At 57.4% G+C, this 19,085-nt stretch carries 22 protein-coding genes; 15 read left to right on the plus strand and 7 right to left on the minus strand.

Annotation, left to right across the window (positions count from 1 at the left end; translation table 11 throughout):
* Positions 1–185 precede the first annotated feature (185 nt).
* From pheS to pheT, 3 genes are all read left to right on the plus strand, one after another.
* Complete coding sequence (pheS, locus tag OS190_RS03110) at positions 186–1,259, plus strand: phenylalanine--tRNA ligase subunit alpha (protein WP_267157195.1); 1,074 nt, start codon at positions 186–188, stop codon at positions 1,257–1,259.
* Entirely contained in the window at positions 1,256–1,777 is a 522-nt protein-coding gene (locus tag OS190_RS03115) for a DarT ssDNA thymidine ADP-ribosyltransferase family protein (protein WP_267157196.1), read from the plus strand. Before pheS ends, OS190_RS03115 begins: the two co-directional genes overlap by 4 nt.
* A gap of 298 nt (positions 1,778–2,075) precedes the next feature.
* Positions 2,076–4,475: a phenylalanine--tRNA ligase subunit beta gene (gene pheT, locus OS190_RS03120; RefSeq protein WP_267157197.1), complete on the plus strand. Its 2,400-nt coding sequence runs from the start codon at positions 2,076–2,078 to the stop codon at positions 4,473–4,475.
* Here pheT and OS190_RS03125 read toward each other — a convergent pair.
* Positions 4,472–5,350, minus strand: coding sequence for a LysR family transcriptional regulator (locus OS190_RS03125; RefSeq protein ID WP_323370566.1), 879 nt, complete (start codon positions 5,348–5,350; stop codon positions 4,472–4,474). The genes pheT and OS190_RS03125 overlap by 4 nt on opposite strands.
* 82 nt (positions 5,351–5,432) lie before the next feature.
* Here OS190_RS03125 and OS190_RS03130 point away from each other — a divergent pair, with 82 nt between their 5' ends.
* The gene (locus OS190_RS03130) at positions 5,433–6,065 is read left to right on the plus strand and encodes a class I SAM-dependent methyltransferase (protein WP_267157198.1); all 633 of its coding nucleotides are present in this window, start codon (positions 5,433–5,435) and stop codon (positions 6,063–6,065) included.
* 48 nt (positions 6,066–6,113) lie between these two features.
* Positions 6,114–6,560, plus strand: a complete 447-nt coding sequence (locus OS190_RS03135; RefSeq protein WP_267157199.1) for a YtoQ family protein — start codon at positions 6,114–6,116, stop codon at positions 6,558–6,560.
* 74 nt (positions 6,561–6,634) lie between these two features.
* On the opposite strand, the gene OS190_RS03140 is transcribed toward OS190_RS03135, so the two are convergent.
* Positions 6,635–7,333, minus strand: a complete 699-nt coding sequence (locus OS190_RS03140; RefSeq protein WP_267157200.1) for a glutathione S-transferase family protein — start codon at positions 7,331–7,333, stop codon at positions 6,635–6,637.
* A 149-nt stretch (positions 7,334–7,482) separates the two neighbouring features.
* Here OS190_RS03140 and mscL point away from each other — a divergent pair, with 149 nt between their 5' ends.
* A complete protein-coding gene (gene mscL / locus OS190_RS03145; RefSeq protein WP_267157201.1) occupies positions 7,483–7,917 on the plus strand; it encodes a large conductance mechanosensitive channel protein MscL in 435 nt (144 codons plus the stop codon).
* Between the two features lie 224 nt (positions 7,918–8,141).
* A complete protein-coding gene (locus OS190_RS03150; protein ID WP_267157202.1) occupies positions 8,142–8,678 on the plus strand; it encodes a DUF2087 domain-containing protein in 537 nt (178 codons plus the stop codon).
* Between the two features lie 52 nt (positions 8,679–8,730).
* Here OS190_RS03150 and ald read toward each other — a convergent pair whose 3' ends face one another.
* Positions 8,731–9,849 carry an alanine dehydrogenase gene (ald, locus tag OS190_RS03155; RefSeq protein WP_267157203.1) on the minus strand — a complete coding sequence of 373 codons (1,119 nt, stop codon included), beginning with the start codon at positions 9,847–9,849 and terminating at the stop codon, positions 8,731–8,733.
* 141 nt (positions 9,850–9,990) lie between these two features.
* Between ald and OS190_RS03160 the strand changes: the two genes are divergently transcribed.
* A complete protein-coding gene (locus OS190_RS03160; RefSeq protein ID WP_267157204.1) occupies positions 9,991–10,452 on the plus strand; it encodes an Lrp/AsnC family transcriptional regulator in 462 nt (153 codons plus the stop codon).
* A 95-nt stretch (positions 10,453–10,547) separates the two neighbouring features.
* Here OS190_RS03160 and rpsU read toward each other — a convergent pair whose 3' ends face one another.
* Positions 10,548–10,754 (minus strand): 30S ribosomal protein S21, encoded by a 207-nt coding sequence (gene rpsU, locus OS190_RS03165; protein WP_025051451.1) that lies wholly within the window; start codon positions 10,752–10,754, stop codon positions 10,548–10,550.
* A gap of 112 nt (positions 10,755–10,866) precedes the next feature.
* On the opposite strand from rpsU, the gene OS190_RS03170 reads away from it, so the two are divergent.
* The 5 genes from OS190_RS03170 to OS190_RS03190 all read left to right on the plus strand — a co-directional run bounded on the left by OS190_RS03170 (position 10,867) and on the right by OS190_RS03190 (position 14,624).
* Positions 10,867–11,553, plus strand: coding sequence for a COQ9 family protein (locus OS190_RS03170; protein WP_267157205.1), 687 nt, complete (start codon positions 10,867–10,869; stop codon positions 11,551–11,553).
* 92 nt (positions 11,554–11,645) lie between these two features.
* A complete protein-coding gene (locus OS190_RS03175; RefSeq protein WP_267157206.1) occupies positions 11,646–12,380 on the plus strand; it encodes an energy-coupling factor ABC transporter ATP-binding protein in 735 nt (244 codons plus the stop codon).
* Positions 12,355–12,951, plus strand: coding sequence for an energy-coupling factor transporter transmembrane component T family protein (locus OS190_RS03180; RefSeq protein ID WP_267157207.1), 597 nt, complete (start codon positions 12,355–12,357; stop codon positions 12,949–12,951). The genes OS190_RS03175 and OS190_RS03180 overlap by 26 nt, the downstream gene beginning before the upstream one ends.
* A gap of 61 nt (positions 12,952–13,012) precedes the next feature.
* Complete coding sequence (locus tag OS190_RS03185) at positions 13,013–13,558, plus strand: biotin transporter BioY (protein WP_267157208.1); 546 nt, start codon at positions 13,013–13,015, stop codon at positions 13,556–13,558.
* A gap of 79 nt (positions 13,559–13,637) precedes the next feature.
* A complete protein-coding gene (locus OS190_RS03190) occupies positions 13,638–14,624 on the plus strand; it encodes an NAD(P)H-quinone oxidoreductase (RefSeq protein WP_267157209.1) in 987 nt (328 codons plus the stop codon).
* Between the two features lie 277 nt (positions 14,625–14,901).
* Here the strand turns inward: OS190_RS03190 and OS190_RS03195 are convergent, their stop codons facing one another.
* Complete coding sequence (locus OS190_RS03195) at positions 14,902–15,546, minus strand: ribonuclease T2 family protein (RefSeq protein ID WP_267157210.1); 645 nt, start codon at positions 15,544–15,546, stop codon at positions 14,902–14,904.
* Between the two features lie 130 nt (positions 15,547–15,676).
* On the opposite strand from OS190_RS03195, the gene OS190_RS03200 reads away from it, so the two are divergent.
* The gene (locus OS190_RS03200; protein ID WP_267157211.1) at positions 15,677–16,456 is read left to right on the plus strand and encodes a DUF1013 domain-containing protein; all 780 of its coding nucleotides are present in this window, start codon (positions 15,677–15,679) and stop codon (positions 16,454–16,456) included.
* 286 nt (positions 16,457–16,742) lie between these two features.
* Positions 16,743–17,930: a type III PLP-dependent enzyme gene (locus tag OS190_RS03205; protein ID WP_267157212.1), complete on the plus strand. Its 1,188-nt coding sequence runs from the start codon at positions 16,743–16,745 to the stop codon at positions 17,928–17,930.
* Between the two features lie 85 nt (positions 17,931–18,015).
* On the opposite strand, the gene recR is transcribed toward OS190_RS03205, so the two are convergent.
* Positions 18,016–18,609 (minus strand): recombination mediator RecR, encoded by a 594-nt coding sequence (recR, locus tag OS190_RS03210; RefSeq protein WP_267157213.1) that lies wholly within the window; start codon positions 18,607–18,609, stop codon positions 18,016–18,018.
* Positions 18,610–18,671: 62 nt separating this feature from the next.
* Positions 18,672–19,016, minus strand: a complete 345-nt coding sequence (locus tag OS190_RS03215; RefSeq protein WP_267157214.1) for a YbaB/EbfC family nucleoid-associated protein — start codon at positions 19,014–19,016, stop codon at positions 18,672–18,674.
* Between the last annotated feature and the right edge of the window lie 69 nt (positions 19,017–19,085).

Below are 19,085 nucleotides of genomic sequence, written 5' to 3' on the forward strand. Positions count from 1 at the left end.
GCTACGAGATATGGAGGTTTGATTGAGCAATACACCATAATGTAGGCCTCGGCTAAGGTTTCCTGCCTGATTTTCACCGGTTTGGTAATTTTTCTGTGGATAAGACCTGTGCGCCACTGGTGTCGGTGGGTTGCATTTCGCAGGGGCGGCAAGTAGCAGGAAGCAAGCGAATTGATAGGTGCCCGATGGACGATCTCAAGCAGAAATACCTGAAGCTGATTGCGGATGCAGTGGATGAATCCGCGCTGGAGGAAATCCGGCTGGCGGCTGTGGGAAAAAAGGGCGAAGTCGCGTTGAAAATGCGCGAGTTGGGCAAGATGACTCCGGAAGAAAGGCAAACGGTCGGCCCCGCGCTGAATGCATTGAAGGACGAGATCAACTCGGCGCTGGCGGCGAAGAAAGCGGCGCTGGGCGATGCGGCGCTGGATGAGCGTCTGCGCTCTGAATGGTTGGACGTGACCTTGCCGGTGCGTGCGCAGCGGATGGGATCAATCCATCCAGTGTCGCAAGTGACCGAGGAATTGACCGCGATCTTTGCCGAATTGGGGTTCTCTGTCGCCGAAGGGCCGCGCATCGACACAGACTGGTATAATTTCGACGCGCTGAACATTCCGGGGCATCACCCCGCGCGGGCCGAGATGGATACGTTTTACATGCACCGCGCTGAAGGCGACAACCGCCCGCCGCATGTGTTGCGCACGCATACCTCGCCAGTGCAAATACGCACGATGGAGGCCAAGGGCGCGCCGCTGCGCATCATCTGTCCGGGTGGGGTTTATCGTGCGGATTATGACCAGACGCACACACCGATGTTCCATCAGGTTGAGGGGCTGGCGATCGACAAGGACATCTCCATGGCGAACCTCAAGTGGGTGCTGGAAGAGTTTTTTGCCGCGTTTTTCGAGATTGACGGCATCAAAACCCGTTTCCGCGCCTCCCACTTCCCGTTCACGGAACCCTCTGCCGAGGTTGATATTCAATGTTCATGGGTCGACGGGCAATTGAAGATCGGCGAGGGTGACGACTGGATGGAAGTGCTGGGTTCCGGCATGGTGCATCCGAAAGTGTTGCAGGCGGGTGGGATTGATCCGGACGTCTGGCAGGGCTTTGCCTTTGGCATGGGGATCGACCGGATTGCGATGCTGAAATACGGGATACCGGATTTGCGGGCGTTCTTTGACAGCGATCTGCGCTGGCTGCGGCATTACGGGTTTGCGAGCCTGGACCAGCCGAATTTGCATGGTGGTTTGTCGCGGTGACGGCGCTTGATGTTTTTGTTTTGGAGATGGAGAAACAGAGACGTTCGAGTTGGTTTTATCACTTCACAGCTGCCGACAACGTGCCTGGCATTCTGACTGATGGGCTATTGTCAAAGCAAATTCTGGATTCATTGGAGGTGCCTTATTTAGGGTCAGGTTCTCAGCAAAGTCGCACAAGTGACTTTCAGTCTGGAGTGAATGATTATGTTTCACTATCCTTCACGCCCGATCATCCGATGCAACAGGCTGTAAAAAGAGAAAACCGTGTTGGACCTATGAAGACAATCAAGGTTCATCCATACGTTGTTGTGCTGGACGAAGTCGTTTTTTGTGAAGGGATGGCAAACGCTAAGGATGCGGAATTCTGGAAGTTGCCTGACGCTATCAAAAAGGGTTTAATTGATTTCGAGGCATTGTATGACGAGTCCGCGAGCGTTAGCGCCGAGCGGTTGGATAAGGTCACGAAATACGAACTCTTGGTTCTGAACTGTATTCCGCCAAAATTTCTTCAGCGCTGATGTCGTGTCGAGTCCGCCGTGCAGTTCACCTGTTATGTACGAGCACGGAATCAAGGCTGCTTGCAGCCGCCGTGCCATCGACGGCCCGCCCCACCGGGCTGGCGATTTGGCGCGGCTGGGTACGCCCTTTATAAGTCTCATCACAGCTGAACCATAAACCGCCAGAGAACCAGCGTCGTATCGCCACCCCGCGAGCCGTCGAAGGCACGGTGCGTGTTGTGCATACGTCAAACCGCATTGATCCCCGCCCCGTTTGGCGATACCGACTGAACCCAAGCATAGGCACGAGGATTGAGACATGAAATTCACGCTTTCCTGGTTGAAAGACCATCTGGAGACCACGGCCACGGTCGATGAAATCTGCGAAGCCCTGACCGACCTTGGCCTTGAGGTTGAGGGCGTCGAGGATCGCGGGGCGCGGCTGCGTGATTTTACCATTGGGTATGTCAAATCCGCCGAAAAACACCCCGATGCGGATCGTCTGAACGTCTGTCAGGTTGAGACCGACGAAGGTGTGATGCAGATCATCTGCGGTGCACCCAATGCGCGGGCGGGGATCACCGTGGTTGTGGCCAAACCGGGTGTCTATGTGCCGGGGATTGATACGACCATTGGCGTCGGCAAAATCCGTGGCGTTGAAAGTTTTGGTATGATGGCGTCAGAGCGCGAGATGGAGCTGTCAGAGGAACATGACGGGATTATCGAACTGCCGTCTGGCGAGGTAGGGCAATCGTTTGTTGATTGGTTGGCGGAACATGATCCGGCCAAGGTCGATCCGGTAATCGAGATCGCGATTACACCCAATCGTCCCGATGCGCTGGGTGTGCGTGGCATTGCGCGCGATCTGGCGGCGCGGGGTTTGGGAACGATGAAGGCGCGGGATGTTGCGGCGGTTACGGGCACGTTCCCCTGTCCGATTTCGGTGAGCATTGACGAAGATACGCTGGATCAATGTCCGGTGTTTTATGGTCGCGTGATCAAGGGTGTGAAGAACGGGCCAAGCCCTGTCTGGTTGCAGGATCGGCTAAGGGCGATTGGCTTGCGGCCGATTTCGTTTCTGGTCGATGTGACGAATTTCTTTACCTATGACCGTAACCGTCCCTTGCATGTCTTTGACGCTGACAAGGTGGCAGGCAATGCGCTGCGCGTACATCGTGCCAAGGGGGGCGAAACCCTGATGGCGCTGGATGACAAGGAATATGTATTTGCCGAAGGTATGACGCTGATTTCGGATACCAAGGGTGTCGAAAGCATCGGCGGCGTGATGGGCGGGCTGGGCTCAAGCTGCACCGCCGAGACAACCAATGTGTTTGTCGAATCCGCCTATTTCGATATGGTGCGCACGGCCTTTACTGGGCGGGCTCTCAAGATCAACTCGGATGCGCGGTATCGGTTCGAGCGAGGGATTGATCCGGCGTCGGTGCCTTGTGGCATCGACCTTGCAACCCAAATGATACTGGAACATGCGGGTGGCGAAGCCTCTGAGATTGTCGTTGCAGGGGCGGTGCCAGATACATCGCGGGCCTACAAATTGGATACCGATCGGGTTCAATCCCTGGTTGGCATGAGTATTCCGGCGCAGACCCAGCGCGACACCTTGACTGCCCTGGGTTTTGAGATCGAGGGCGATATGGCCAAGGTGCCAAGCTGGCGTCCTGATGTGCAGGGGTCGGCCGATCTGGTTGAAGAAGTTGCGCGGATCGCATCGCTGACCAAGCTGGAAGGAGTGCCCCTGCCGCGTTTGAGCGACGGGGTGCCACGTCCGATACTGTCGCCACAGCAGCGCCGGATTGTCGCGGCGCGGCGGGCGGCTGCGGCCTTGGGCTATAACGAATGTGTCACCTATAGTTTCATTGATCAGGCCTCTGCAGCCTTGTTTGGCGGGGGCACCGACGAAACCCGTCTGGAAAATCCGATCAGCGCAGACATGAGCCACATGCGCCCAGCCTTGTTGCCCGGATTACTGCAGGCGGCAGCCCGTAACCAGGCGCGTGGCTTTGCCGAAATGGCGCTTTTTGAAGTCGGGCCGGCGTTTAGCGGTGGTGAACCGGGCGAGCAGGTTTCGTTGGTGAGTGGTTTGCTTGTCGGGCGGACCGGGCCCAAGGATGTCCACGGTGCTTCGCGCAGCGTGGATGTCTATGACGTCAAGGCAGACGCGGAAGCGGTTTTGTCGGCCATGGGTGCGCCTGAGCGTGTGCAAATCCTGCGCGGGGCCGACGATGGCTGGCATCCGGGGCGACATGGCAAGATTTGCCTGGGGCCAAAGAAAGTACTGGGTATTTTCGGTGAGGTCCATCCACGGATACTGGCGGCGATGGATGTGAAAGGCCCAGCAATGGCCTTTACCCTTTGGCCGGATGAAGTTCCGATGCCGCGCAAATCCGGTGCCACACGTCCGGCTCTCAAAATCAGCGACCTGCAGGCTGTTGAACGTGACTTTGCCTTTGTTGTGGATGCGGGGGTTGAGGCCCTCACCCTGGTGAATGCTGCAATGGGCGCGGATAAGGCGTTGATCGAAGATGTGCGCGTGTTTGATGAATTCATCGGCGGATCACTGGGTGAGGGTAAGAAATCGCTCGCTATTACGGTACGTATGCAACCCTCGGACCAGACGCTGAAGGACAAGGATATCGAAGCGGTCGCCGCCAAGGTAATCGAGAAAGTCACCAAGGCAACCGGCGGCGTTTTGCGCGGTTAAGACAGGCCTTGCGCGAGGAGATCAAACACCAGCCTGATGCGTGGGCTGGTGTGAATTTCGCGGTGGGTGACAAGCCAGACGGGATAGTTCACCTGCAGATGTTCGGGCAGGATCCTTTCGACCTGCGGCGTTTTTGCGGCGACTTCAGAATCCATCGGACTGATGCCGAGACCAGCCTTGCACATTTCCCAGGCGACGACACCGTTTTCAGATACGATTCGAAAGTTTTCGGGTTCGACGGGGATGCCGAGGTCCGCCATATAGGCGTGCATGCGCGGCACATGGCCAAGGGCAATCCAGTCATGTTGGGCGAGGTCGCCAAGTGAGTTCGGGCGTCCGCGGGCCTCCAGATACGAAGCTGCGGCGAAAAACTGGCCGCTTTTTTCGCGCAACAACCGTGCCACGAGGTTCGGCTGTTCCGGTCTGACATTGCGCACGGCGATGTCCGCCTCACGTTGCATCAGGTCCTCGATGGTATTGGACGCGACGATTTCGACGGTGATTTGCGGTGCGCGCAGGCGGATGTTCTGGACGATTCCGGGCAGTTCATAAGCAGAGGTGATGTCGCTGGCGGTGATCCGAACCAATCCGCTGAGACCGGAGCGCTGGCCGCTGGCGGATAGGGACAGACGGTTGGCAGCGCTTCCCATTTCCCGGACATGAGACAATAATTCCTGCCCGGCTTCGGTCAAGGTCAGACTGCGCCCGTTGCGTTCAAACAGCATCAGCGCCAGCGCGGACTCGAGCGCGGCGATCTGGCGGCTGAGGGTCGGCTGCGTCAAGCCTAGAAACCGTGCCGCCGCAGAGAGCGAGCCATGGTCCGCTGTCGCGAGGAAAGCGCGCAGATGGTTCCAGTCGGTTTGATCCATATTCATGCAAAAATGTATATATTACCTGCAAAATTCGTCAATTCCGGGGTTGCATATACACATGTATTGAGGCCCAAAGGAGAATGATATGAAACAGACCGCAAAGTTCTGGGATAAACATGCCGCCAAATACGCGCTGTCGCCAATCAAGGATCAAGCGGCGTATGACTATACGCTGGAACGCACACGCAGTTACCTGAAAGCGCAGCATCGCGCACTTGAGATCGGGAGCGGGACTGGATCAACAGCCCTGCGGTTGGCAGGGAATGTTGCGCAATACACCGGGACGGATATTTCGCCAGAGATGATCAGGATTGCAACGGAAAAGGTGAAGGCCGCGGGCGTGGACAACCTGCGTTTCAGGGTTTGTTCAGCCGGCCAGTCAGCGCAGGAGGCCGCCGGGGTGGATGTCGTGATGGGGTTCAATATTCTGCATCTGACAGAGGACTTGCAGGGAATTCTTGGCAGCTTGCATCGAAATCTGGCGCCGGATGGCTTGTTGATCACCAAGACCCCCTGCCTGGGGGAGCCTTCGATCGGTGTGATGCGGGTGGCTCTGCGGGTTTTGATCCCGGTGATGCAGTTTTTCCGCAAGGCACCTTTTGTCCAGACCCTGAGTTTTAAGCAACTCGAAACCATGATCACAGAGGCCGGGTTCAAGATTGTCGAAACAGCGACGGCACCTAAAATGAGCCGCTATATCGTGGCGCGGCGGGCATAGACCTTTGCAGTGGACCTGCTAGATAGTGCAGCAGCAACGGAGGGTAACGTGTTAAAAGTTTATCTATCAGGCGAAATTCATACAGATTGGCGCGAACAGATTATTGCAGGTGCGGACGGCCTTGATGTGTCTTTCAACAGTCCGGTGACAGATCACGGGGCCAGTGATGATTGCGGTGTCGCGATTCTCGGGCCGGAGACAGACAAATTCTGGCATGACCGCAAGGGGGCGCAGGTGAATGCGATCCGCACCCGCAAGGGGATCGCGGATGCTGATATTGTGGTGGTGCGGTTCGGCGAACAATACAAGCAGTGGAATGCGGCCTTTGATGCCGGATACGCCGCCGCACTTGGCAAGTCGTTGATTGTTTTGCACGGGCCGGATCATGCCCATGCGCTGAAAGAAGCGGATGCCGCTGCGCTGGCTGTGGCGTCGGAACCTGAACAGGTGGTGCAGATCCTGCGCTATGTGTTGACGGGTGCATTGCCCACCTAGGGAACGGTCAGCACGGTTTGCGATAAAATGCCCGGCGCTGCGCGGCGTCGGGCATTTGTTTTTTGCTGTGCGGCTTAATCGCGTGGCGGAATGAACAGCCCCTTTTGCACGGCGGACCGGGCGGAAAAACGATCCAGATAAGCCACAAGGTTCTTGTGGTCTTCCCAGTGCAGCACATCTTTGGCACCGTAGAAATCCAAGGCGCGCAACCAAGGGGCAATTGCCATATCCGCGATCGAATACGCGCCGGTGATCCAATCTTTGCCCGCCAGTTCGAGGTTGAGCACATTCAGCAGGCGACCTGCTTCGTCCAGGTAACGCTGTTGCGGGCGTTTGTCCTCCCATTCGGAACCGGCGAATTTGTAGAAAAAGCCAAGCTGTCCGAGCATTGGGCCAAGGCCCCCCATCTGGAACATCAGCCACTGGATGACATGCGCCCTTTCCGATGCGCTGGATCCGATGAACTTGCCCGTTTTTTCAGCCAGATAGATCAGGATCGCGCCGGATTCGAAAAGGCCGATCGGCTCTCCGTTTGGCCCGTTCGGATCAATGATGGCGGGGATCTTGTTGTTGGGGTTGAGCGACAGGAATTCCGGGCTTTTTACGTCTGCGTCAGCAAGGGTCACCCTATGCGCTTCATAAGGGATGTCCATTTCCTCGAGCGCGATGGCGATCTTGACCCCATTTGGTGTTGGAAATGAGTATAGCTGCACGACATCCGGATCTTGTGCAGGCCATCTTTTGGTAATGGGGAAGGCGGACAGGTCAGCCATTTTTCACTCCTTGTTGCAATAATGATATTGGATAGACCATTTTCCCCGCAATTACAGTATTACCGCTGTGCATTGATATGATAGTTAGTGTGCAACGGCGAACCGACTGAGCGAACAGAGGCCGTGCGTTGTTAGAGAAGGGACACTTTATGATTCAAGAATTCAAAGACTTTATTGCCAAGGGCAATGTCATGGACATGGCCGTTGGTATCATCATCGGTGCGGCATTTACGGCGATTGTGACATCGCTGGTGGGTGATTTGATCAACCCGATTATCGGCCTTGTGTCGGGTGGCGTTGATTTCACCAACAACTATGCTGTTCTGGGTGGCGAAGTACCGGCGGGTGCATCGCTGGAGGCAGCGCGTGAGGCCGGTGCCTCGGTCTTTGCCTATGGGGCCTTTATCATGGCGGTTATCAATTTCCTGATCATCGCATTCGTGGTTTTCATGTTGGTCAAGATGGTCAACCGCGTGAAAGCCGCTGCAGAAGCACCAGAAGAAGTGGCCCCTGAGGTTGATACCGGTCCTTCCGAGCTGGATGTTCTGTTGGAAATCCGCGACTCGCTTGCGAAAGGCCGCTGAGGCACGCCACCGCGACCAAGATGCCGGAAAGCCCGCCAGTCTGGCGGGCTTTTTCGTTGCTTGCCGGGGCGGTTTCGCGCTATGCAGCCAGTGGTTGGCAGTCACCGAGGCGTCGCTGTTCCTGATGGAAAGCTAAATCTGCCCTTTGCGCAGTGTTGTCAGTTGTTCAATGCCGCGTCCGTAAGTCAGCGACCACGGCCTGATGCGGCGACGAAGGACATGACATGTCAAAAGAAGCCATTCCGCTGACTGTAGCGGACATAACCCCTTTTGCGCGTAATCTCTCAAAGGCGCTGAAACAGGCCGAGGGTGTGCCAACGCATCTGGCGCTGTTGAACATGCTGGCGCGGGCGGCCGGGTTTCGCAATTACCAGCATATGCGTGCCTCGCAATCCGCAAGGGACCGGTTGGCCAAGGTGGTACCCGTGACGGATTTCAAGCGGGTGGAGAAATGTTTGCAGCAGTTCGATGCAGCGGGGGTGATGCTTCGCTGGCCTGCCAAACGTTCTGTGCAGGAAATCTGTCTTTGGGTGATGTGGTCGCTTTTTCCCCGGGGTGAGGTGATGCAAGAACAGGATGTGAACGGTATTCTGAATAAAGCCCATGCCTTTGACGATGCAGCGCTGTTGCGGCGTAGCCTGATCGGAATGACCCTTGTCAGCCGGAAATCGGATGGGACGAACTATCGACGGATTGAGCAGATCCCCCCGCCCGAAGCAGTAGCTGTCATTCGCGCGGTTTCATTGCGTCGTAAAGGGTGAAACAAGCGGCCCCCAACCGAATAAGGGCCGCTTTGATTGCTTGTGGGGCGCGTTATTGTTTGATCGCCAGCGCCGGGTCGAGGACATCAATGCCAAGTGCTTTGCCCACCGCATCATAGGTGAGCTGCCCGGCATGTACGTTCAACCCGTTCAACAGGTTTGCGTCGTCCGCGCAGGCCTGACGCCAACCCTTGTTGGCGAGCGCCAGCATGAAAGGCATGGTGGCGTTACCCAATGCGATCGTCGAGGTGCGCGCAACCGCGCCAGGCATGTTGGCCACGCAATAATGGATGATGCCGTCCACCTCATAGATCGGGTCCTGATGAGTGGTTGCTTTGGAGGTTTCAAAGCATCCGCCCTGGTCAATCGCCACATCCACCAGAACCGACCCGGGTTTGAGCAGCGACAGCTGTTCCCGGCTGACCAGCATTGGCGCGGCGGCACCGGGGATCAGCACAGCGCCAATCACCATATCCATGCGCGGCAACAGGTCTGCGACGGCGGCCTTGTCGGAATACTGGGTGGTCAGGCGCCCCATGAACACATCATCGAGGTAGGACAGACGCGGTACGGACCGGTCCAGAACGGTGACATTGGCACCCATGCCTACCGCCACCCGCGCGGCAGCCGTCCCGACGACCCCGCCACCGATGATCGCGATATTTGCAGGCCGCACGCCGGGCACGCCGCCCAGCAAGACACCGCTGCCGCCATTGGCCTTTTGCAAAGCCCAGGCACCGCTCTGCGGGGCCAGACGACCCGCCACTTCTGACATTGGTGCCAGCAAGGGCAGGCCGCCCTTGTTATCGGTCACAGTTTCATAGGCAATTGCCGTACAGCCTGAGGCCAGCAGATCCTTGGTCTGGGCGGGATCGGGGGCAAGGTGCAGATAGGTGAACAACACCTGGCCTTCACGCAACATCTTGCGTTCAACGGGCTGTGGTTCCTTGACCTTTACGATCATGTCTGCGGCGGCAAAGATTTCCTCGGCAGTGCCCATGATCTTGGCACCGGCGGTTTCGTAATCGTTGTCCTCAAAGCCCGCACCGACACCGGCACCGGCCTGGATGATGACCTCGTGGCCTGCAGCTATGGCTTCCTGCGCTGCGTTGGGGGTGAGGCCGACCCGGAATTCCTGTGGCTTGATCTCTGTCGGGCAACCGATTTTCATAATGCGTTTCCTTCATGTTCGCAATTTGCACGAAAGTTAGGCATTCCTTGTCGCAAAGCGGTGCGAATTGTATTGGTCTTGACGCCAATACCCGCGATATGTTTGCGTCCAAACACGGTTTGAAGCGAAAGTTGTGCAGAAATGAACTTGGATGAGATCGACAAACGCATTTTGCGGGCCTTGCAACGCAATGGCCGCATGTCGAATGCAGAGTTGTCAGACGACGCACATTTGTCGCCTTCGGCATGTCACCGTCGCGTGCAGCGGATGGAAAAAGAGGGTTACATCAAGGACTATGTTGCCTTGTTGGATGCGCGCAAACTGAACGTCCCTACAACGGTTTTTGTCGAAATCACCCTGCGGGGACAGACCGATGATATTCTATATTCATTCGAAAAATCGGTGGCGCGGATCCCGGATGTTCTGGAATGTCATCTGATGGCGGGTTCTGCTGATTATCTTCTCAAGGTGGTGGCAGAGAATACAGAGGATTTCGCCCGTATCCACCGCCAGTATCTAGCGCGTTTGCCCGGGGTGCAGGGGATGCAGTCTAGTTTCGCGCTTAGAACGGTGTTCAAAACGACGGCGCTGCCAGTGGTCTGATAAGGCAGGTTGCGACCGGCTTGTTGCAAAACAAAAAACCCCCGTTGCCGTGCAGCAACGGGGGTTCTCAATTCTGAACAAACGCTTCAGATGATTTACATCATACCTTCGCGCTGCAGTTTCTTACGAGCCAACTTACGGGCACGACGGATCGCTTCCGCTTTCTCACGCGCTTTTTTCTCGGAAGGTTTCTCGAAATGTTGCTTGAGCTTCATTTCACGAAACACACCTTCGCGCTGGAGTTTTTTCTTCAGAGCCCGAAGGGCCTGATCGACGTTGTTGTCACGAACACTAACCTGCATGTGGTTTTCACCACCTTTCTAGGATAAAGTTGCAATGATTTGCAGGAAGCCGGTCTATAACAAGGCGACCTGCGTTTGTCGAGTCTCTCAGCTTTGCTGAAAAGGAATACCTATGTCTGATCCCAAACAAGATCTGTTGGAGGCTGCGTTGCTTCATGTCGCGTTTGATGGCTGGTCAGAAGCGACCTTCAAGGCGGCGATTGCCGATAGTGGGGTTGATCCTACCGTTGCCCGTGCGATTTGTCCGCGTGGAGCGGTTGATCTGGCTGTTGCCTATCATCAACGCGGGGATGCACAGATGGTAACGGCGCTTGGGGCACAAGAGCTTGGCGACATGCGGTTTCGTGACCGGATCGCGCTGGCGGTGCGGTTGCGCCTTGAGGCATGTGCGGACCGCGAAGCCGTGCGCCGCGCCAGCGCGTTATTCGCGCTGCCGCACTACGCGCCGGACGGAGCCAGGTTGATCTGGGCAACAGCGGACAGAATATGGGAGGCGCTGGGGGATACATCGGACGATGTGAATTGGTATACCAAGCGGATGACTTTGGGCGGGGTGTATTCCGCAACGATCCTGTTCTGGCTGGGTGACAACAGCGAGGGGCAGGCAGCGACATGGGATTTCCTGGAACGTCGGATCGACAATGTGATGCAGATCGAAAAGCTGAAAGCGCAGGTCAACAAGAGCCCCACGCTCAGCAGATTGATGGCGGGGCCGCATTGGCTGATGGGGCATATCAAGGCACCTGCGCGCTTTTCCAAAGGCGATTTTCCTGGGTCGTGGACCGCACCGGGCGAGTAGGGAGATGACAGGCCGTGATGACCGTCGCACCCACCCTTTACATTGAAAAATGACCTGTTAGGCAACGGCATCGCGTATAAGACCGAGAATACATGACCCTCACGGCCCCTTCCCTTATCGACATGCAAGAGGCGACCTATGTCGTCGACGGCAAGACGGTCCTGTCCGGCATCACGCTTAGGACGGATGCACGCCGTATCGGTGTTGTGGGGCGGAACGGTTCGGGCAAGACAACTTTTGCGCGGATGCTGGCGGGGTTGGTGGCACCTGACAGTGGCACGGTGCGCATTGCCGGTGTGGATGTGGCGCGAGACCGCAAGGCGGCGTTGGAATGTGTCGGAATCCTGTTTCAAAATCCCGATCACCAGATCATTTTTCCCACTGTGGAGGAAGAGATCGCATTCGGCTTGACCCAACTGGGACGGGCGCAGGTCGAGGTGCAGCAAGCTGTAACCGCAATGTTGGCAAGGTTTGACAAGAAGCATTGGGCCAAGGTGGCGATCCACCAATTGTCGCAGGGCCAGCGCCAGTTGGTGTGTCTGATGTCGGTCCTTGCCATGGCCCCGCGTGTGATTGTTCTGGACGAACCCTTTGCCGGTCTCGACATCCCGACGACACGCCAACTTGCGCGGCTATTGCAGGGGCTGGATGTGACTCTTGTGCTGATCACACATGATCCCGCGATTCTGCGCGGGTACGACCAGGTCTTGTGGATCGATGGCGGCCAGATCGTGAATAGCGGCGAGGCCGCGCCGGTCCTGGCCGCCTTTGACCGCGAGATGATGCAATTGGGGGACGGTGATGATCTCTCTGACCTCGCCGGTTAGGACGGCGGCGCATGATTGGCCTGCGGCAGGCAAGCTGGCGGGGCTCTGTCTGGCGACGGTCGTTTTGTTTTCGGTTGGTGACATCTCTTGGCATTTGTTGTTTTTGCTGGGCACCGCAATACTTTATGCCCTTCCGGGACCGGTATTCTGGCGCAGCGGTGCGGCACGCCTGCGTGGCCTGTGGCCTTTTGTGGCCTTGATCCTGATCTGGCATCTGGTGACGGCAGACCCTGGCGGCGGCGTGGTGATCGTCCTGCGCATGTTGACGGCGGTGGCTTTGGCCAACCTTGTGACAATGACAACGCGGCTGACCGATATGATGCGTGTGGTACGCCTGTTGTTGGCACCGCTCCAGCATGTCGGTATCAAACCGCAGCGGGTGGAACTGGCCATGGCGCTGGTGATCCGCTTTACTCCCGTGCTGGTGCTGAAAGGCACGGCGCTGACCGCCGCCTGGCGTGCACGGTCTGCCCGTCGGCCGGGATGGCGCGTTATCCTTCCCTTCGCTGTATTGGCCATTGATGATGCGGAACATGTCGCCGAAGCCCTGCGCGCGCGTGGCGGTTTGTAGCATTTTCCGTTGAAGGTTTTTGCAATCTGGCCTATCGCTGCCGAAAACCAAAGGAAACGCCATGGAACGTAACGTCGCCCTTATTGCAGTATTTGCCGCTCTTATCGCCGCGTTGGGCCTGATGCCGACGCTGATGCTTGCCACCGGAGTGCCGATCACGGCGCAAAGCCTGGGTGTAATGCTCTGCGGCACCGTATTGGGGGCAAGGCGTGGCAGTTTGGCAGTGCTGTTGTTTCTGGCGCTGGTTGCGCTCGGGCTGCCCTTGCTTGCCGGTGGGCGTGGCGGCTTGGGTGTCTTTGCCGGACCGACGGTCGGGTTTATTGTCGGTTTTCCGATTGCTGCCTTTGCCACTGGTTTCGTGATGGAGCAGACACGCCGCATGCCCGTCGGGTTGGCCGCGGGGATTGCGGCCGCGATTGGCGGCATATTTGTGCTCTATCTTTTCGGGGTACTGGGTTTCATGATGGTGCTGAACAAGGGAATGAGCGAAACGCTGGCGATCCTCGGGGTATATATCCCCGGTGACATCATCAAGGTTGTTCTTGCAGGGCTGATCACGGCCGGTCTGGCCAAGGCGCGTCCGGCAAGCGTGCTGTCGCGCAGCTGACCATACCATCTGAGGGCCGTTCCGGGCAGTCGCGCCGGTGGTTCCGGGAAACGCTCTTGCAGCCATAAGGGGACGTAGAATGTCACAGACGATGCGCGCAGTAGAGATCAGCGAACCGGGCGGCCCCGAGGTTTTGAAACTGGTCGAAAGGCCAAGGCCCGAAGCCCGGCATGGGCAGGTGGTGATCCGGGTTGCTTATGCGGGTGTGAACCGGCCCGATGCGCTTCAACGTGCGGGCAAATATGCCCCGCCACCGATGGCAAGCGATCTGCCGGGACTGGAAGCCTCGGGTGAAGTGGTCAGCGTCGGTGCCGGTGTCTCTGGCCTGAAGGTTGGGGACAATGTGTGCGCATTGTTGCCGGGTGGTGGCTATGCGGAATATGTGGCAACTCCGGCGGCGCATTGTTTGCGTGTCCCTCGCGGGATGGGCATGAAGGAGGCCGCCTGCCTGCCTGAAACCTTTTTCACCGTCTGGTCAAATGTCTTCATGCGCGGCGCGCTGAAAGCGGGTGAACGGTTTCTGGTGCATGGGGGGTCGTCAGGGATCGGTACTACCGCGATCCAGCTGGCGCATGCCTTTGGGGCACGGGTGTTTGCAACGGCAGGAACAGATGCCAAGTGTGCAGCCTGTGTCGGGCTGGGTGCGGAAGCAGCGGTGAACTATCGTGATACGGATTTTGTAGATGTGCTCAAGGCTGAAGGCGGCGCTGACCTAATCCTCGATATGGTTGGCGGCAGCTATATCCCGCGCAATATAAGCGCCCTGGCTGACGATGGGCGCCTGATCCAGATTGCCTTTCTGCAAGGTCCGAAGGTGGAGCTGAACTTTGCCATGCTGATGACCCGTCGTCTGACCATGACGGGATCGACGCTGCGTCCGCAAAGCGATCTCGCCAAGGCACGGATTGCGCAAGAACTGGCTGAGGCGGTGTGGCCCTTGCTGGATGCAGGACGGGTAGCCCCTGTGATGGACAGCGAATATGCCATTGAGGAGGCAAGTGAAGCCCATGCCCGAATGGAAAGCAGCGGTCATATCGGCAAGATTGTTCTGCGGATCGGGGGATGATCCGATGGACGCGGGCAAGCCCGCGACATGATTATTGTCTTGATAAACGCCAGCGGGCGGCGCGTGCCGAAGCTGCGGACGGTATTTAGGGCCAAAAAGAGAAACGTTTTGTTAACCACCCCAGGTGATAAAGGGGCTACGGAGCAGGCTGCGGAGCCTATGTTCCGTGCCAAGAAGAGAGCGGATGCTTTCTGAAGGAAGAGGGGAGACACAGGTTTCCCCTCTTTTTGGCCTAATATACCGTCCGCACTGTCTACGCTGTGGTGCGGTTCATGGTTCAGCGCAGCGGTGCAAACAGTGCTTTTTGCAATTTGCAATCCTTGACGACGTCCTGTCCGCAGGGCACCGGATCCAGGGATTTTGACAGGCATATCCGGGCTTCCTGGATCTGGTTTTTGCGACAGGTGATGGTGATGCCGTCAGCAATCATACCGGGATTATCCTTGAGAAAGGCGTCTTCGACCACCGAGGCGGGCAAGGCGATCTGGCGATCAAGCTTGCGAAATACCGTCGGTCGGACAACGCGGCCATAGGCCTCTCGTGAGAGGGCGTAATAGGCGCTGGCCGTGAGGCCGGTGCAACTGCCGTGTTTTTTCCACTGGTGCCAGGCCAGTCCGGCCGTCCCCATGATGTCGGCCATGCTTGCTGTCATTGTGCGCGAGGGAGGGCGGTTCACGGTTTGACAGAAGGCAGGGTAGCCGCGGTGAAATTGCGGCCAAAGGCCATGCATGATCCAGCCGTGCCCCGTGCCTTTGGCGCATTGGGCGGCATTGCGCGCATCGCCTTCCAGCAGGCACCAATTGGGTGACCAGCTGAGGGCCAGTACATAATAATCAAATGCACCTGGCTTGTTGCCCTCGGCTCGGGTGTCGGTGGCAAGGGCGAGGAAGGTGGCGGCGAGGCCAACAAAAAGCAAGCGCATTGGGTCTTTCCTTATCTGAGCGCCCTCAGTATAAGCCAGCCAAGTTCCCCGACAATGGAAACCGTCTCGCGCCAACGAGACAGCCTTTTCAGGCGACGGGAAAGTTATGTTTTCGAGAGGAGAGACCATTATGGCAAAACCGATTATGGCCAAGGCAACTGCCGTGTGGCTGGTTGACAATACCACCATCAGCTTCAAGCAGATTGCCGATTTTGTCGGCATGCACGAGTTGGAAGTACAGGGCATTGCCGACGGGGATGTTGCGGCTGGAGTGAAGGGATTCGACCCGATTGCGAACAACCAGCTTACGCAGGAAGAGATTGATAAGGCGCAGAATAATCCGATGCACAAGCTGGCACTGAAGTTCCATGCCGCTGCGCAGGGTGAAGAAAAGCGGCGCGGTCCACGATATACGCCCCTTTCAAAACGTCAGGACCGGCCTGCATCCATTCTGTGGCTTGTCAAGTTCCATCCGGAATTGACGGATGGCCAGATTGGCAAGCTGGTTGGGACAACCAAACCCACGATTCAGGCGATCCGCGAACGGACGCATTGGAATATTTCGAATATTCAGCCGATTGATCCGGTTGCCCTGGGGCTGTGCAAGCAATCCGAGCTGGACGCGATTGTTCAGAAGGCGGCGGCCAAGAAGGCGGCGGCGGGTGAGGTGATGACCGACGACGAACGCCGCAAGCTGGTCAGCACAGAGCAAAGCCTTGGCATGGACGCGGAACCCAAGATTCCCACTGCCATCGAAGGGCTGGAAACCTTTACCCTGTCCGGGGATGACGCCGCTGTGGAAGACGAGAAGGATGACAGCAACTATCTGGATGCTGACAGCTTTTTCACCTTGCCAGAAGGTAGTGGTGACAAGGACGAGGATGCCGACAAGGAAGAAAACAAATCCTGACCTATTCACGAGGGATGCGCGAAAAGGGCGTTGGGGGAAGCCAGCGCTCTTTTTGATTCCGGCAGCGTGGTGTTGAAAACGCAGCTTTGGGAGGTTGGGAAGAAAAATGTCAGCTGCTGCATTTTTAGGCTTGTACGAATCTGAAACAGGCGTAAACGCCGCGCTACAGACGCCAACGCACGCGCCTCTGGCCGGTCAGCAGATTCTGACTGACCCGCGTTTATGCAGCGACGGTAACGTCTCTTGAAATGACTATTGGGGTTTGCTCCCCACCTGCTCTTTGGAGATGACCATGAACGCACCTGTCTTTGGCACCTTTGGTGCTGCCTTTCCCGTAACCCCCTTTGATGCTGATCCAGCGGCTGCCTTTATTGCGGCGCATCATTTTGATCGCCCGACACTGGTGGTGTCGCGCGCGAAAGTGGCCGCGCAATTTGATGAATTGCAGGCGGGTCTGGGCCGGGCGCGGATTCACTATGCGGTCAAGGCAAACCCCGCCCCTGAAATCATCCGCACACTGGTAAATAAAAAGTCGGGTTTTGATTGTGCGTCGCGGGGCGAAATCGATCTCTGCCTTGCACAGGGCGCAAAGCCGGATCAGATTTCCTTTGGCAACACGATCAAGCGGGCGTCAGACGTGGCCTATGCGCATGGCGCGGGCATCACCCTGTTTGCTGCTGATAGCGCCGCAGAGCTGGACAAGATCGCACGGCATGCACCGGGTGCGCGGGTTTATATACGTCTGATCGTCGAGAATTCGCTTGCGGATTGGCCACTTAGCCGCAAGTTCGGTTGTGCCGGGTCTGCCTTGCCTGCTCTGCTGGATCATGCGCAGACTTTGGGTCTGGTCGCTTATGGGCTGTCTTTCCATGTCGGGTCACAGACCCGCAAGGCGGAGTACTGGAACCCGGTATTGGATCAGGTTGCTGCGCTGTGGCATGCGGCACGTGCGGCGGGTCATGACCTGCAACTTTTGAATATTGGCGGCGGGTTTCCGGCCTACTACGGGCAGAACATTGACGCGCCGCGCCGCTATGCCGCCGAGGTGATCCGTGCGATCGACGCACGGTTTGGTGATGTGGCGCATCTGATGGCGGAGCCGGGGCGCGGATTGGTTGCTCAGGCGGGACACATTGCCGCTGAGGTCATGCTGGTTTCGCGCAAATCCGAAGCTGATCTGCATCGCTGGGTCTATCTGGACATTGGACGGTTTTCCGGCCTTGCCGAGACCGAGGGCGAGGCGATCCGCTATCAACTGGTCACTTCCCGTGATGGGGGCGAGACCGGCCCCTGTGTTCTGGCGGGGCCGTCTTGCGACAGTGCGGATATTCTCTATGAAAAGCGTCCGGTACAATTGCCGCTGGATTTGCAGGACGGTGACAAGGTGATGATCCGCTGTTGCGGGGCCTATACGAGTTCCTACAGCTCTGTCGGTTTCAATGGGTTTCCTCCGCTGGATGTGATTGTCCTGTAAAGTGATCATATCGCGGGGGAAGGGCCGTCTGCTTTGGGAGGGGCGGGCGGCCAACTTGCGGGGCGGGCTGCGGCGATAGGTCGTGCTATAATGCCTTGCGGGCGCGCATCGCCGCAATGATGGTGCCGTCATCCAGGTAATCCAATTCGCCGCCTATCGGGACACCCTGTGCCAGTGAGCTTAGCTGAACCTTGCCCTCCAGTTGATCCGCGATGTAATGAGCTGTTGTCTGTCCATCTATCGTGGCATTAAGGGCCAGGATCACCTCGGTGATGTCTTCGGTTGCCACGCGATCGACCAAGCGCGGGATGCGCAGCTCCTGCGGGCCAATGGCATCCAGCGCGGACAATGTTCCACCCAGGACGTGATAGCGCCCGTGAAATACGCCCGAACGTTCCATCGCCCAGAGGTCGGCCACGTCCTCGACCACGCAGATTTCGCCATTGGCACGTTTGTTGGCTGTGCAGATGTCGCAGATGTCTGCAGTGCCAACGTTACCGCAGTTCAGACATTCCCGTGCCGTTGTCGCCACGGTTTGCATGACATCGGCCAGCGGTGTCAGCAGCAGGTCGCGTTTGCGGATCAGATGCAGTACCGCACGTCGGGCCGAACGGGGTCCCAGGCCCGGCAGCTTTGCCATCATGTCGATCAGGGCGTCAATGTCCTGGGTTGAACTCAAGGGGCGGTACCTGTTTCGGGTGGAAGAATGAGTTTAGGGGCAAGATGAAGCAGCGGCCGGTGCTAGAACGGCAGTTTCATATCCGCAGGCAAGCCCATGCCTTCGGTCAGTTTTGCCATTTCTGACTGGGCACGGTCCGAGGCTTTGGACTGGGCGTCCTTGATCGCAGCCAAAATCAGGTCCTCGACAACTTCCTTTTCATCGCCGTTGAAGATCGACGGGTCGATGTCGAGCCCTTTGAGTTCGCCCTTGGCGGTGCAGGTTGCCTTGACCAGACCCGCGCCGCTTTCGCCTGTGACAGTGATCTTGGCCATGTCGTCCTGAAGCTGGGCCATCTTGCCCTGCATTTCTTGCGCTTTTTTCATCATGCCGGCCATATCGCCCAGTGCACCTAATCCTTTGAGCATTTTCTTCTCCTATGATGTGCCGCTGGCCTTTGGGCGCAGGGCGAAAATTGGGGTTGTCCCACATATCGC

It is taken from the genome of Sulfitobacter sp. F26204 (genome assembly GCF_026410305.1).
Taxonomy (GTDB): domain Bacteria; phylum Pseudomonadota; class Alphaproteobacteria; order Rhodobacterales; family Rhodobacteraceae; genus Sulfitobacter.

What these genes read in the sequence shown, in the direction of transcription:
- pheS (WP_267157195.1), top strand. Translation starts at nt 186, where the DNA reads ATGGACGATCTCAAGCAGAAATACCTGAAGCTGATTGCGGATGCAGTG.
- pheT (WP_267157197.1), top strand. Translation starts at nt 2,076, where the DNA reads ATGAAATTCACGCTTTCCTGGTTGAAAGACCATCTGGAGACCACGGCC.
- OS190_RS03125 (WP_323370566.1), bottom strand. Translation starts at nt 5,350, where the DNA reads ATGAATATGGATCAAACCGACTGGAACCATCTGCGCGCTTTCCTCGCG.
- OS190_RS03130 (WP_267157198.1), top strand. Translation starts at nt 5,433, where the DNA reads ATGAAACAGACCGCAAAGTTCTGGGATAAACATGCCGCCAAATACGCG.
- OS190_RS03140 (WP_267157200.1), bottom strand. Translation starts at nt 7,333, where the DNA reads ATGGCTGACCTGTCCGCCTTCCCCATTACCAAAAGATGGCCTGCACAA.
- mscL (WP_267157201.1), top strand. Translation starts at nt 7,483, where the DNA reads ATGATTCAAGAATTCAAAGACTTTATTGCCAAGGGCAATGTCATGGAC.
- OS190_RS03150 (WP_267157202.1), top strand. Translation starts at nt 8,142, where the DNA reads ATGTCAAAAGAAGCCATTCCGCTGACTGTAGCGGACATAACCCCTTTT.
- ald (WP_267157203.1), bottom strand. Translation starts at nt 9,849, where the DNA reads ATGAAAATCGGTTGCCCGACAGAGATCAAGCCACAGGAATTCCGGGTC.
- OS190_RS03160 (WP_267157204.1), top strand. Translation starts at nt 9,991, where the DNA reads ATGAACTTGGATGAGATCGACAAACGCATTTTGCGGGCCTTGCAACGC.
- rpsU (WP_025051451.1), bottom strand. Translation starts at nt 10,754, where the DNA reads ATGCAGGTTAGTGTTCGTGACAACAACGTCGATCAGGCCCTTCGGGCT.
- OS190_RS03170 (WP_267157205.1), top strand. Translation starts at nt 10,867, where the DNA reads ATGTCTGATCCCAAACAAGATCTGTTGGAGGCTGCGTTGCTTCATGTC.
- OS190_RS03175 (WP_267157206.1), top strand. Translation starts at nt 11,646, where the DNA reads ATGACCCTCACGGCCCCTTCCCTTATCGACATGCAAGAGGCGACCTAT.
- OS190_RS03180 (WP_267157207.1), top strand. Translation starts at nt 12,355, where the DNA reads ATGATCTCTCTGACCTCGCCGGTTAGGACGGCGGCGCATGATTGGCCT.
- OS190_RS03185 (WP_267157208.1), top strand. Translation starts at nt 13,013, where the DNA reads ATGGAACGTAACGTCGCCCTTATTGCAGTATTTGCCGCTCTTATCGCC.
- OS190_RS03190 (WP_267157209.1), top strand. Translation starts at nt 13,638, where the DNA reads ATGTCACAGACGATGCGCGCAGTAGAGATCAGCGAACCGGGCGGCCCC.
- OS190_RS03195 (WP_267157210.1), bottom strand. Translation starts at nt 15,546, where the DNA reads ATGCGCTTGCTTTTTGTTGGCCTCGCCGCCACCTTCCTCGCCCTTGCC.
- OS190_RS03200 (WP_267157211.1), top strand. Translation starts at nt 15,677, where the DNA reads ATGGCAAAACCGATTATGGCCAAGGCAACTGCCGTGTGGCTGGTTGAC.
- OS190_RS03205 (WP_267157212.1), top strand. Translation starts at nt 16,743, where the DNA reads ATGACCATGAACGCACCTGTCTTTGGCACCTTTGGTGCTGCCTTTCCC.
- OS190_RS03215 (WP_267157214.1), bottom strand. Translation starts at nt 19,016, where the DNA reads ATGCTCAAAGGATTAGGTGCACTGGGCGATATGGCCGGCATGATGAAA.